Genomic DNA, 12,207 nt, shown 5'->3' with positions numbered 1-12,207 from the left:
ATTGGCGCGCACATAGGCAAGCAGCGCCTCATCGTCGGCTACTTCGGCACCGGGCATCATTTCGTCGCTGATATAGTCGGACAGCGCGGGCTGGGCGGCCACCTTGCGCACCAGTTTCATGCCCGCCATCATCGTTTCGCGGTCGGTGGGCGTGTCGAGATAGTTCGGCTGGATTGATGGTTTCACCCGGTGATTGGATGAGGTGATCCGCACATAACCTCGGCTTTCGGGGCGCAGCTGGCACATGGTGACGGTAAAACCAGAAAACGGATCGAGCGTGCGACCCCGTTTCTGGGCAGTATACCGCAGAAAATGAAACTGTACGTCCGGCGTAGCGCATTCGGGCCGTGTCTTGGCGAAGACCCCGACCTGCCCCGCGCTCAACGACATTGGTCCGCTTCGATCCCTGAGCCATTGCAATGCAACACCCACTTTGCGTGGCCAACTGCGCACTTCGTCGTTGACAGTGACAGGCTGCGCGCACCGATAGGTGCTGCGGCAGGTGTAGTGATCCTGTAGGTTTTCGCCGACCTCCGGCAGATCGTGCACCACCTCGACACCGTGTGCGCGCAGCATGTTGGCATTGCCGATGCCCGAAATTTGGAGAATCTGCGGTGAATTGATCGCCCCGGCCGCCAGCAATACCTCGCGCCCGGCACGCAGGATCTCGACTGCGCCGCCCTTTTCGACTTCGACACCGATGACACGCGTGCCGTCGACGATGAGCCGCCGCACCATGGTGTCGGTCTGCACATGCAGGTTGGGCCGCTTGCGCGCGGGCTTCAGATAGGCCGTCGCCGCGCTGCTGCGCCAACCGTTGCGGGTGGTGACTTGAAAATACCCGGCGCCCTCCTGCTCGCGGCCGTTATAATCGGGGTTGGTCGGAATCCCGGCCTCCGCCGCTGCAGCGATATAGGCGTCACAAAGTGGATTTGGACTGGCACGGCTGACGCCAAGTGGCCCGTCGCGACCGTGGAATTCCTCGTCGATGTCGTTGATCGAAGCGCCCTCAGCACGGCGGAAATAGGGCAGTACCTCGGCAAAGCTCCAGCCGGGATTGCCGAGCTGACGCCAGTGATCGAAATCCGCCGCCTGTCCACGTGCATAGACCAACCCGTTGATCGAACTGCACCCGCCCAGCACCTTGCCGCGCGGCCAGTCAAAGCGGCGACCGGCTGATTGTGGCACGTCTTCGGTTTGGTACTGCCAATTGATGCGCGTGTCGTCCATCGTGCGGTAATATCCGATGGGAATATGGATCCATGGGTTCAGATCTCGTGGCCCGGCTTCCAACAGAAGGACCCGCAAGCCCGGCTTTGCAGACAGGCGATTGGCCAGCACGCATCCGGTCGAACCCGCGCCGACAATGATGAAATCGTAGGACGCGTCGGTCATAATTCAACCGCCTTTCGTCCGGCGGAAAAATCCTGCGGCGCGAATTCAACCATGTCCGGAATTTCCCATCCCTGGCCCGGCTGCGCGGCAATCAAGGCCTTGGTGTATTCGTGCTGCGGCGCGGTAAATATCCGTCCGACGCCGCCACGCTCGACCACTTCACCGTGTTTCATCACCAGGACCTCGTCGCAGATCTGCGCTGCAACCCGCAGGTCATGGGTGATGAAGATCACTGTCAGGCCAAGCCGGTCGCGGATGTCGTTGATCAGCTTGAGTACTTCGCGTTGAATCGACACGTCGAGCGCCGACACCGCCTCATCGGCGATCAGTACCTTGGGATTGACCACAAGCGCCCGGGCGATGCAAAGCCTCTGGCGCTGGCCACCAGAAAACTGGCTGGGATAGCGGTGTACGGAATACTTGGGCATCTGTACGATCTCAAGAAGTTCGTAGACCCTGCGCCATGCTTCGGCGCGCGGCACCCCGAAATTGATCGCGCCTTGGATCAGCTGGCTGCCAATGGTGCGGCGCGGATTGAGCGAGCCGTACGGATCCTGAAAGACAATCTGGATGTCCTTGCGGTGCTGACGCAGTTGGGCCGACGTCTGGCTGGCAAAATCTACACCAGAAATGTTGATCGCGCCGCTGTCGGGGTCAATCAGCCGCATCAGGCAGCGCACAAGCGTGGTCTTGCCAGACCCGGACTCGCCAACGATGCCAAGGGTTTCGCCGCGCCGGACCTGAAACGATATATCGCTTACGGCAGCCACCGTACGGCTTTTCTTGAACATGTTTCCAGCGGTATGGAAGGTCTTTTTGAGTCCCTGGACGTCGATGACGACCGGGTTTCCCGAAACCTTTTCTTCGCGCTCTTCGGCGCGACGCGGGACCGCATCTATCAACGCGCGGGTATAAGGATGTTGCGGGTGGTTCAGCACTTCTTCGGCTGAGCCCTGTTCCACGATCTGCCCCTGACGCATCACGACAACGCGGTCGGCAATTTCGGCGACCACTCCGAAATCATGAGTGATGAACATGATGCCAGCGTCGTGTTTGGCGTTGAGTTGCTTGAGCAGGTGCAGGATCTGCTTTTGGGTCGTGACATCCAGCGCGGTCGTCGGCTCGTCGGCGATTAGCAATTTGGGATCGAGAGCCAGGGCCATCGCGATCATGATCCGCTGCCGTTGACCGCCGGAAAGCTGGTGCGGATAGGAATTGAACAGCCGCTCTGGGTCAGGCAGCCGCACCTCTTCGAGCAACTTGAGCGTGCGCTTTCGCCGCTCGGCAGCGTCATAGGACCGGTGTACGCGGAAAACCTCTTCGATCTGGTTCCCGACGGTATAGGCCGGGTTGAGCGCCGTCATCGGTTCCTGAAAAATCATCGCCATGCGGTCGCCGCGCAGATCGTTATGTTCGTTTTCGCTCAGCTGCAGGACATCGCGGCCATCGAATTCGATTTGCCCGCCCGTAACCTTAAGGCTTGACGCGAGCAGACCCATCGTCGCCAGCGAGGTGATCGATTTACCGGAACCGGATTCGCCCACGACGCAAAGGATTTCCTTGGGACGGACATCGAAGGTAAGGTTCTCGACGGCGTTTTCACGTTCGACTCGGACAGGAAGGGCCACCGTGAGGTTGCGTATCGAAAGGATTGGCTTGTTCGAATTGGTCATGTACTTACCGATCTTGCCAGAGTGATTTTCCATTTCCGCATCAGTTGCGATCCTCCGGTGCAGTGACATCGCGCAGGCCGTCGCCGACGAGGTTGATTGCCAGGACCAGCAGGAACAGCGCGGTGCCAGGTACGGCAATCAGCCAGCCGTCAAAGAACATCAGCCCCTTTGCATCCGAGATCATCAGACCCCAGCTGGGCGTCGGCGGCTGAACTCCGAGTCCGAGAAACGAAAGTGCCGCTTCCAGCAGGATGGCATGAGCCATCTCGAGGGTGGCGATCACGATGATATGGTTGGCGATATTGGGCATCACTTCTTTGAAGAGAATGCTTGGTGTGGAACTGCCCAAGGCCCGAGCCGAAGCCACAAAATCCAACCCGCGGACTTGTTGTGTAGCGCTGCGTACGACAACTGCAAAGCGATCCCAGATCAGCAGGCCAATGACCCAGATCACAACGGTCAGAGACGAGCCGACAATGCTGATCACGGCCAGCGCCACCAGAACCACCGGCATCGACAGGCGCGTGGTGATGATGAAGTTGATCACCATATCAACCCGTCCACCGAAATAGCCCGCACAGATCCCCATTACGGTACCAATCACACCCGAAATCAGCATTGCAGAAAAGCCGATCAGCAGTGAAATCCGCGCCCCGTAGATCAAACGCGAGAGATAATCACGGCCTAAGTGATCAGTGCCCAAGATGTGAAGCCATGTCGATTTGGAGCTGTCGAACCAGACCGGAGGGATCAGACTGCGAGACAGGTCCTGAGCATAGGGATCATGTGGCGCAAGCAGCGGTGCAAACAGGGCCACAAGCACGATTACGAGAATGACAAGGCCGCCGAACATCAAGCCGCGATGTAATTTTGCGTTCTGAAGCATCATCTTTCCCGGGGAAAGAACTGGCGCTTCGGCAGTCGTTTTAGTTACGTCGTTTTCCAGCGTGCTCATATCATCCGATCCTAATCCGAGGGTCCAGCCAGGCATTCAACACGTCGGCAAGAAAAGTTAGTGCGATGTAGAAAAAGCTGAGTACCAGTACGATCGCCTGCATCATCGGCAGGTCCGCCCGCTGGATCGATTCCCAGGCCAGGAAGCCAAGTCCGTTGATGGCAAAGATCGTCTCGATTACGATGGAGCCACCCAGCATGAAGCCGAACTGAACCGCCGCCAGAGACACCACCGGAATGATCGCGTTGCGCAAGGCATGCTTGAACAGAAGTGCAAACTTGCTGACGCCCTTGGCACGTGCGGTGCGAATGTAGTCCGAGCGCAACACTTCAAGCATCCCGGCACGCGTCAGCCGCATGACACCGGGTGTGATGTAATACCCCAGAGCAATCGAAGGCATCACGAAATGCTGCCAGGTATCGCTGCCTGACACCGGAAGAATACGCCAATTGATTGCAAACCAGAGCATCATTGTCAGCGCGAACCAAAAACTCGGCATCGCCTGACCGACCACGGCAACAGTCAACGCAAATCGATCAAGCAGGCTGTTGGGGCGGATGGCCGCCAAGACGCCCAAGGGAATGGACAGGACCAGGGCAAAAATCAAAGCGCTCAAGCCAAGCGTCATCGTCGTTGGCAGACGCTGGAAAATTTCGTCCGCGACTGGCTGATTGAGATAGTGCGATTGGCCCAAATCTCCCTGCACTGCACTTGTCAGCCAGTTGAAATACTGAACGGGGATCGGTTTGTCGTAACCATAGGTCTCGCGAATAGTTTGCAGATCCGCTTCGGTGGCGCTTTCACCCGCAAGGGCAATGGCAGGATCGCCGGACAGGAAATTGAGCGAGAAGGTGAGTGACGATACCGTCAGCGCAACGAGCACGGCTGTCGATAGTCGCTTCAGTAAAAATGCAAGCACCGGTCAACCTCGATAGCTATTGGGAGTTCAAAGGACAGTGTTGTTACCCTAGGCGGATACCCGGAATTCGAGTAGCCGTGAAAGCCGGGGTCTTTCGCAGACACGGGATGACCGCGAAAGACTGCGTGCCGTTAGGCCGGCAACATTACTTCCAGCTTGCCTCGTAGAGGCGCGGGATTTCATCCGCGGTCGGCGTGAAGTTGAGATCATTCGAGAACACGTAGTACTTGGCGTAAGTGAACATCGGCAGCCAGTACACTTCTTCTGCAATGATATTGAGCGCTTCCGCATAAGCCTCTTTGCGAACTTTCGGATCAAGAGAGGTGTCGCCACGCTGCAAGGCCTTGGCAGTCCGCGGGTCCTTGGCTGGATCGTCGGCACTGCCAGAGAAGAAGTGGCTGGTGATTGCAGCGACATCCGCAATCGAGCTTGACCCCCATGTCATGTGATTGACCGGTGTTTCGCCTTTCTGGACCGCTTCGAGCAGCGAGCTGTATTGCAGCCAATTGAGTTTCGCCTGAATGCCGACAGCTGCCAGATCGCCGATAACTGCTTCGGTGAACTCACGTTCACGATAGCCATACAGGTCGAACTCGAAACCGTCCGGGTATCCGGCTTCAGCCAATAGCACCTTAGCCTTTTCAGGATCGTAGTCATAATGAGGCACGTCATCCGTGCAGCCGAATTGCGCCGGATGGCATGCCGAATTGATGGCGACGGACGCCGGTCCGACCAGTTCCTTCGCGATCGCTTCGCGATCGCTTCGCGGTTGATTGCATGAGCCACGGCTGCACGTACCTTCTGATCCGTGAAGAACTCTTGCCCGGAACTGCCATCGACGTCGAATGCGAGATAGGAAATCCGCAGCGTCTTTTCGTTAACGACCTGTACCCGGCCGCTCTCCTCAAGGCGCAGAGCCTGCTCTTTCGGAACGTCCCAGGCCCAATCCAGACCGCCAGTCATCAGTTCGGCCAACTGGGTATTGGACTCGCCGATCGTGCGGAAATTGATATTGCCGATTTGAGGCGTGCCTTTCGGCCCATCTGCGAAGTAGGTCTCGTTCTTTGCCCAGTTGACAAATTTGCCCGTTCGGACGTCGCTTACTTTGTAAGGGCCGGTTCCGATCGGCGAAACAGTCGAAAGGTCCCGCGTTCCGGCAGCACCGATGGAGGAACTTTCGTAATAGCCCTCGGGCATTATCATGATTTCATTTGCCAGATAGGCAAAGGCGTTCGGAAAAGGCTGAACCAGTTCCAGGCGCACTTTGTATTGGTCGAGCTTCGTGGCGCCTTTCATCCAGTTGACGACGGATTGGGCGGGCACGCCGTTGGCCTCGTCAGCAAGGAAATTGATGGTATAGACGACGTCATCCGCGTCAAAAGTGCTGCCGTCATGGAACACGACATCTTCACGCAGATCGAACTCGACCACTGTGTTGCTAATCCAATTCCAACTGGTGGCCAGAAGCGGGTCGAACTCGCCGGTCTCGTTGTTGAAAAGGACAAGACCATCCCATCCCATATGACCCATGATCACGAGTTCGCGGGTCACGCTGAAATAGGGATCGACAACGGCAACTTCCTTGGCCGTCGCCCAGTTCAGCGTATCGTCGGCCTTGCCGGCTGATACCGGCAACGCGGTCGTGGCCAAAAGACCGGCCGTTAAGGCGAGTTTAATCGATTTCATGAGTTGTCTCCTCCTTGACACGCATCAGCACGTTGTCTCATCGATAATCGCCTCCCTGCGACTTAATCGACTGTGCTGTCATGACCCCCAAGCGCTTGGCTGGCTGATCAGTGTTGATAGGATTTTCGCTTGGAGCTAGTCATAAAGCAAATTCCTATTTAGCATCAGATTATAATAAAACCTGATGGGGGGGTATCAGTTATGCTAAGGTTCAACCTACGCCAGATCGAAGCTTTTCGGACAGTGATCGAAACCGGAAACATGACTCAAGCCGGTGAGGTTCTTGGGGTCACGCAACCGGCCATCAGCCGCCTCATCCGCGATCTCGAAAATGAGTTCGGCTTGCAACTTTTCGTCCGTCATGCCGGACGTATCGAGCCCACCAAAGACGCCATCGCGTTGCATGTGGAAGTCGAGCGCTGCTATGGCGAACTTGAGCAGTTGGTCAAATTCGCGACAAACCTCGGAAAATACCGCAGAAAGCGGCTGCGGGTCGCTTCAACCGTGGGACACTCTTACTTCCTGCTGCCGAAAGTCATCAAGAGCTTTCACGCTCGCTGCCCGGATGTGACGATCAATCTGTTCAGCGGCACTTCTCCCGAGGTCGTGGAGAACATCGAAAAAGGCAGAAGCGATATCGGCCTGGCCCTTCTGCCGCTGGACGTGCACGGCGTGGTCATACAGGAAATGCCGGAAACGAACCTCGTTTGCGTCCTTCCCAGGAACCACCCTTTGAGGGCGCTTGAATCCGTCACTCCTAACGATCTCGTGGATGTTCCGTTGCTTCTGATCTCTGAGAGCAGCCTGATGCGCAAGCGTTTGCTGCAGGCGTTCAAAGACGCGGCCATCACGCCCAACGTCATCCTGGACTCCACCTATACCGGCCCGATCTGTAGCCTGGTCGCCAATGGCATGGGCGTCTCGATCATGGATATCCTGACCGCAGAAGCCTATTCGGACCTGGACATAGAAATTCGCCCCTTCAGCCCGAGCATTCCCTGTGAATTGAAACTGGTTCTGCCCGCGTCCCAGATTCTGTCTCAGCCTGCCAAGACCTTCCTTGATATTCTTCATGAACTTGCTCACTGAGCCATTGGCAACGTTCCAACACATCACGTCCGTTCAGAGCGGCTCCGGCCCACGGCTTAGGGAATGGGCCATGCAATCAACAGGATCGTGACGATGGCACGCGCGGCTGAGATCCGGCCATGCGCAAAACCTGGGCCGGCCTTGCTGTTCATGCGCCTTCGAGCTGGCGGAGTAGCGCTCCGCGTGGCGGCCTGGCCTGTTTTGCAACACTATCGATCCTCACGTTTGCGACTGAACGGCCGGAAATAGCCCGCGAGCCAGTGCCGTTTCGACGCTGCCGCGGTGACGGGTGTCGTCCTCTTCGGAGAGAAAGCGCAAGACAGGGCCATTCCTCAAGAGAAGCGCCATCCCAATGCTGCGGCGATTGCTGTCTTCGAGTACGAAAAGCCCGCGCGCCTGTCCGCGGAAACGGTGGTTTTCGATAAAAGCGGGCAGCGCCTCGGCGCCGGGCCATGGTCCGGTTTCGGCGCAGGGTAGCATCCGGGCAAGCGTTGCAGCGTCTCTCTGTACCGCCGGGCGCAAGGTGGAGCGCCCGAGCACGATCCGCGGCGGGTGGAGCAGGTGCCATTGCTCGGGTGCCATCAGGTAGTCCTGGCAGGGTTCTGCCCGCTGGGAACTTTGAAAGAACATGCGCCGGGGTGTGGGGCTGGGCGCGAAGCCGAGCCGTGCCAGCAGGGCGCGTGAGGTGGTGTTGTCCACGTGGCAGGTGGCCACGAGCGGGGGAGCAGGCCCGGAAAAACGGGCGGTGATGGTGGTTTTCAGGGCCCGGTGCATTAGTCCGCGGCCCCAATAGCTGGGCTCCAGCCAATACCATAGTGCGGCACCAAGGCAGAGACAGCCGGCCAATGAGCCCTCCCGCACCATCACCCGCAGATGCTCGCCCGGATGGCGGCTGTGGGCTAGGAGCGCCTCGGCCTCGGCACGACCGAAGGGTTGGGCCGCAGCGGCGAGCCAAGGGGCAATGCGGCAGTCCCCAAGCTGGCGAGTGATCTCGGGTAGATCACCTTCCTCTAGTGGCCGCAGCCGAAAGTCCTTGTGGTCCAGAATTTTGGGAAAGTGGTCCATCTGCCTGTTCGGTTTAATTGTGAATGATGGTTACCACAGCGCGAATCACAGGCGGGAATCAAGCCTAGTGATTCGAATGTTGAATACTTTTGGCACGAATTCTGCAGCGCAGCGAAAACACCGTTGGAACAGAGTGTTACGTCTGCCTATTTACGATCGTAAATCAACTTTACACAATTCCAGATCCGGCCGCTGTTTTGCCAAGAAACTCAATTTTTCCGGCGAATTTCATTGCACGACGGTGTGTCTTCAATAGCCTGAATGACACTCAAATGAACGGAGGCTCTTGGGGAGGTGAAGCCGTTGCTCGACACAGCACAGACATGCCTGCGCGCTGCTTGCCGTAGTCGGCTAGTTCGGTCTCTGCTGAGCGCGCGGGCCGCGCAACTCATCCCAGATTGCGGAAATATCCATAGCCATGCGCAAGTGGGCCTGCCGCATAATCTCTTCTTTTTGCGGATCATTCAGTTCGTCCAGAGCCCGCAGCGCCGCGTGCAGATCCAGTGGATCACCGGTCTCAAGAGCGCGTTCGATGGCCGCAAGACAGGTATTGTCGAAACCTTCTGTCCGGCTGCAAACCTCTTTGAGCGTTTGGAAAAATCGGATGTCGGCGGGATAATTCATCGCGGCAGCCCTTCGGTTCAGAAAACGGTATCCATTTACAGGGGGGCCCGATGACAGGTCAATCGCGCAATCTTCAAGACATTCTCATGGATCGTGTGAAAACCACTCAGGACCTCGCCGCAGCAAATGTCGAGCAGCGGCGGCTGAACCAAAAGGCCAGCGGCATGGTGGTGCTCGGTATGAAGGACGAGCGCGATGGCGTGGTGGATGAGGAACTTGAAGCCGCGTGTGACGAAAACACCGAAGCGCTCGACCGCACTATGGAAAAGATCAACAGGCTGGAAAAACGGCTCTCAGACCTAGACGAAGAGCTTAGAGCCGCGATGGAAAAGGAACGTTAAATGACACAGCATATGCCGCCTCAGGCCATGTCGCTTTTCGATCTGATTGCCCGGACGTGGCATTTGGAAGGTCAAGTGCGACAGGTCTTGTTCAACGCGGGTGGAACGTCTCTGGCCGTGGCGCTGGCCGATGGCCGGCTGGCTTTTATTCGCACCGAAGATGCTGAGCATCCCGAAAAGCGGTTGCGGATGGAATTGGACACCGGCCGGACAAGCATTCGCCCCCGTGAAAAGCCGCTGCCCCTGCCGATGGTCAGCGACGTGCCAATTGCAAATGTGAACGTTGCCATAAGCCGTTTGGGTGACCAAGGCTTTGCATTTGCGCCATATGAGGGCGGTGGGCTATGGCGCGCCACCGCGCGTGGCCAGACTCTCAAGGTGCCGGGCAAAGATGACCGAACCGTGACGGCGCTGGCCGCCCTTCCCAACGCAGACCGTATCTTGGTCGCCCGAGGTTCTGAATTGTCCGTGGTCGCCGAGGCGGGAGCGGAAGAGATCGCGCACACCGAAATGCCACACGAAGTGACACATATTGCCACGTCCCCTGATGGCAGCCTTCTGGGCTGCTGGGGCCCAGGGCATGTGAGCGTGTTGGCAACCGCCGGGTTGGACGCGATCGCACGGATTGCCTGCGGCGGCGAGGTCATCGCACTCTCATGGTCGCCCTGCAACCGCTGGCTGGTAGCCGGGTGCCGTGACAAATCTGTGCTACTGGTCGATGTGCCTGCCGGGTCGATAGACCGGATCGTCGATTTTCCCGAGGCCGTCCGTGCAGTCGATTTCAGCGGCCGGGCCAACGCGATGGTGACGTCCGGAGCGTTCCGTGTGGCCGGCTGGACGTTACCCGATCTGCCCTTCGGTGACCATCAAGGCGCGCCGATTGAGACCGGTAGAGCGGGGCTGACGATTGTTGATATCGTGGCGGTGCATCCGGTGCGAGACCTTTGCGCGGTAAGCTATGCCAACGGGCTGGTGACAATCTGCCGGATTGGCCACCCCGACGAGATGATGCTGCGCGAAGGCACAGGCGCGCCAGTCAGTTCTCTGGTCTGGTCCGATGGCGGGGAACATCTGGCAATGGGGACTGAGGACGGAAAAGTTTCAATCGCGACGTTCCCCAAAAACATGTTCAAGTAATCAACCCAAGGAGGAAAAACAATGACACAAGCTTTGTCTGCCGAAGAACAGAGCAAAGACCGTTACTTTCAGACGCTTGCGAAGGTGGCTGAAGAGATGGTGGAAGAACACGGCAAGGATTTTGCCTCTGGGGCACTTGTGCTGGCCGCGCGATGGGTGGCTGAAAGCCGTCTGGGCAAGGCTGAAGAAAAGACACACTAAGAGCGCTTGCCCGCTTGCCGCGGGGCAACGGGCGGCGCGGAGGTGGCCAGGCTCTGTATTTGGTTGACGAGTATGCTGTTTAAAGGTGCGGCCAGCGGGGCAAATTCGATGGCCGGAGGCTCTACCTTAGCAGCGGCCAGGCCTGCCACCTCCAGCGTTTCAGTAAGCTTCGGCTCGACAAGTTGCGCGAAGGCACAAAGTTCATGAATTCGGAAAGTTGCAAAATGCAGGCTGTCGTCATTCAGCAGCACATTGCCATGCTGCCTTGCGGGGACGCGGGTGTTGAGCGCATTGCTGTGGACGGCGGCGCCGAGCGTGGCCAGGACCGTTTTGCGCCATCTGGCATAATCGGTGTCGGCAGAATGGTCGATTCCAACCGCATAGAGCTTTTCGGATATCGTGCGGAAGGCCCGCCCGCCCGCGATGTATCGACGCCAGAACTCATTGGCCTCTTCAACCGTGCGGCAATCCGTGAAACGCTGCGCCAGCTTGCGGCGGATCAGCAGGACAAGCGCCATATCCACATCTTCGGATATCGAGCGGGCGATCTGCATCGCCGGCATCGGAAGGTCGGTCAAAGCCAGCAGGCGCAGGGCGGTCAATTGTTCAGTCAGCCGCGCAGAAAGAGCCGCCAGCCCGTGCCATTGCGCTGGGATGAGGCCTGCAACCTGATGCGTGAATCCGCAATTCGCGGCCTCGTGTATCGCCCGCACCCAGATGATGCATTGATCGAACAGAAAAACCAGATCGACCTCGGTGCTATTGGCCGAAGTTTCAACCCGGGGCACGGCACGAAAGCCTGGAAGGCTGCGTATTCCGGCACGCCAGTGTCGGTCAAAATCCAGTCCGCCGACGGACCAGAGCTGCTTCACACGGGCAAGAAGCTGCGGAGAAATGCCAGGATAAGACAGCTCGGGCGGCGCGTAGTCCAATGGTACGATGCCACCGATCGGATCATCTTCTTTCATCGGGCTGCAACTCGAAGGTTTCTTTTGGTAATGATAGACCGGCTCTTGCCACAATGGCCAGAGGTTCGTCCGCTTTGGACCCCGAAGAGGGCGGCATGGGCTTAGGGTTTCATTTGCGTGCAAGCCAGGCTCAGGTGTTCAAGCTAGGGCAGCT

12 protein-coding genes and 1 pseudogene are annotated in these 12,207 nt (G+C 57.9%); 4 read left to right on the top strand and 9 right to left on the bottom strand.

What is annotated here, in order from left to right:
- The 6 genes and pseudogenes from VOI29_RS16855 to VOI29_RS16830 all read right to left on the bottom strand — a co-directional run.
- Positions 1 to 1,395 (bottom strand): GMC family oxidoreductase (locus tag VOI29_RS16855; protein WP_323781179.1); only part of this gene is annotated, 1,395 nt, incomplete at its 3' end.
- Complete coding sequence (locus VOI29_RS16850; RefSeq protein ID WP_323781176.1) at positions 1,392 to 3,068, bottom strand: ABC transporter ATP-binding protein; 1,677 nt, start codon at positions 3,066 to 3,068, stop codon at positions 1,392 to 1,394. The genes VOI29_RS16855 and VOI29_RS16850, both read right to left, overlap by 4 nt.
- Positions 3,069 to 3,108: 40 nt before the next feature.
- Positions 3,109 to 4,023: an ABC transporter permease gene (locus VOI29_RS16845; RefSeq protein ID WP_323781173.1), complete on the bottom strand. Its 915-nt coding sequence runs from the start codon at positions 4,021 to 4,023 to the stop codon at positions 3,109 to 3,111.
- Position 4,024: 1 nt separating this feature from the next.
- Positions 4,025 to 4,942, bottom strand: coding sequence for an ABC transporter permease (locus VOI29_RS16840; RefSeq protein WP_323781170.1), 918 nt, complete (start codon positions 4,940 to 4,942; stop codon positions 4,025 to 4,027).
- A 145-nt stretch (positions 4,943 to 5,087) separates the two neighbouring features.
- Positions 5,088 to 5,654: an ABC transporter substrate-binding protein gene (locus tag VOI29_RS16835; protein WP_323781182.1), complete on the bottom strand. Its 567-nt coding sequence runs from the start codon at positions 5,652 to 5,654 to the stop codon at positions 5,088 to 5,090.
- Positions 5,655 to 5,725: 71 nt separating this feature from the next.
- Positions 5,726 to 6,463 (bottom strand): annotated as a pseudogene (locus VOI29_RS16830) (ABC transporter substrate-binding protein); the annotation flags it as partial.
- A 366-nt stretch (positions 6,464 to 6,829) separates the two neighbouring features.
- Here VOI29_RS16830 and VOI29_RS16825 point away from each other — a divergent pair.
- The gene (locus tag VOI29_RS16825) at positions 6,830 to 7,717 is read left to right on the top strand and encodes a LysR substrate-binding domain-containing protein (protein WP_323781168.1); all 888 of its coding nucleotides are present in this window, start codon (positions 6,830 to 6,832) and stop codon (positions 7,715 to 7,717) included.
- A gap of 219 nt (positions 7,718 to 7,936) precedes the next feature.
- On the opposite strand, the gene VOI29_RS16820 is transcribed toward VOI29_RS16825, so the two are convergent.
- The gene (locus VOI29_RS16820) at positions 7,937 to 8,782 is read right to left on the bottom strand and encodes a GNAT family N-acetyltransferase (protein ID WP_323781165.1); all 846 of its coding nucleotides are present in this window, start codon (positions 8,780 to 8,782) and stop codon (positions 7,937 to 7,939) included.
- A gap of 351 nt (positions 8,783 to 9,133) precedes the next feature.
- Positions 9,134 to 9,406 carry a hypothetical protein gene (locus VOI29_RS16815; protein WP_323781162.1) on the bottom strand — a complete coding sequence of 91 codons (273 nt, stop codon included), beginning with the start codon at positions 9,404 to 9,406 and terminating at the stop codon, positions 9,134 to 9,136.
- An 86-nt stretch (positions 9,407 to 9,492) separates the two neighbouring features.
- Between VOI29_RS16815 and VOI29_RS16810 the strand changes: the two genes are divergently transcribed.
- From VOI29_RS16810 to VOI29_RS16800, 3 genes are read left to right on the top strand one after another with little or no spacing between them, the layout of a single operon-like run.
- Positions 9,493 to 9,747, top strand: a complete 255-nt coding sequence (locus VOI29_RS16810) for a hypothetical protein (protein WP_323781159.1) — start codon at positions 9,493 to 9,495, stop codon at positions 9,745 to 9,747.
- Positions 9,748 to 10,884, top strand: a complete 1,137-nt coding sequence (locus VOI29_RS16805) for a hypothetical protein (protein ID WP_323781157.1) — start codon at positions 9,748 to 9,750, stop codon at positions 10,882 to 10,884.
- Between the two features lie 21 nt (positions 10,885 to 10,905).
- Positions 10,906 to 11,085: a hypothetical protein gene (locus tag VOI29_RS16800; RefSeq protein WP_323781154.1), complete on the top strand. Its 180-nt coding sequence runs from the start codon at positions 10,906 to 10,908 to the stop codon at positions 11,083 to 11,085.
- On the opposite strand, the gene VOI29_RS16795 is transcribed toward VOI29_RS16800, so the two are convergent.
- On the bottom strand, positions 11,082 to 12,176 hold the full coding sequence (locus VOI29_RS16795; protein WP_323781151.1) for a hypothetical protein: 1,095 nt from the start codon (positions 12,174 to 12,176) through the stop codon (positions 11,082 to 11,084). The genes VOI29_RS16800 and VOI29_RS16795 overlap by 4 nt on opposite strands.
- Positions 12,177 to 12,207: the final 31 nt, after the last annotated feature.

Source organism: Leisingera sp. (genome assembly GCF_034669605.1).
Lineage (GTDB): Bacteria > Pseudomonadota > Alphaproteobacteria > Rhodobacterales > Rhodobacteraceae > Leisingera.
Note: the sequence above shows the minus strand (reverse complement) of the source record. Positions and strands in the feature narration are given on the sequence as shown.